The sequence below is a fragment of the Neoroseomonas rubea genome, from assembly GCF_016106015.1.
GTDB classification, from domain to species: Bacteria; Pseudomonadota; Alphaproteobacteria; order Acetobacterales; family Acetobacteraceae; genus Neoroseomonas; species Neoroseomonas rubea.
Window position 1 is genome coordinate 1 of sequence record NZ_JACADQ010000749.1, and the last position, 591, is coordinate 591.

Genomic DNA, 591 nt, shown 5'->3' on the forward strand with positions numbered 1-591 from the left:
CGCGCCGAGGTACATGTGGACAGCGCCGCGCTCGCGGCCGCGTGGCGCGGCGCGCTCGGGCCACGGCTGCGCGTTGTGGCTGCCCCTGCCTTCGAGGACGCGCTGGAGGCGGAATTCGACACGCTGGCCGGGTCGGAGGTGCCGCTGTCCGGCGGCGGGCGGCTGCTGATCCACCCGACGCCGGCGCTCGCGGCCATCGACATGGATGCCGGCAGCGCCGCCGGCGCGCGCGGCCCCGGCGCGGTCGCGGCGATGAACGCGGCGGCGCTGCCCGAACTTGCCCGGCAGATCAGGCTGCGCAACCTGGGCGGGGCCATCCTGGTGGACTTCGCCGGGCTTTCCACGAAGCGGCGGGCGGCGCTGGAGGCCCCGCTGCGGGCGGCGCTCGCGCCGGACCGGCTCGCGCGGCTGGTGGGCTTCACGGGGCTTGGCCTGGCCGAGATCGTGCGCGACCGCATCCACGCGCCGCTGCATGAGGTGGTGGGCTGGCCGCCCTCCCCGCTCACGCGCGGGCTCGCCGCGCTGCGCCAGGGGGCGCGGGATGCGGCCGCGCGGCCGGGAGCGCGATTCGCGTTGCGCGCGACGCCGGGC

The 591-nt window shown here is 78.7% G+C and carries 1 protein-coding gene; it reads left to right on the top strand.

Translation table 11 applies throughout. From position 1 onward, the window contains the following. The coding region (locus HW577_RS26200; protein ID WP_198378984.1) for a ribonuclease E/G at positions 1–591 on the top strand (591 nt) is incomplete at both ends.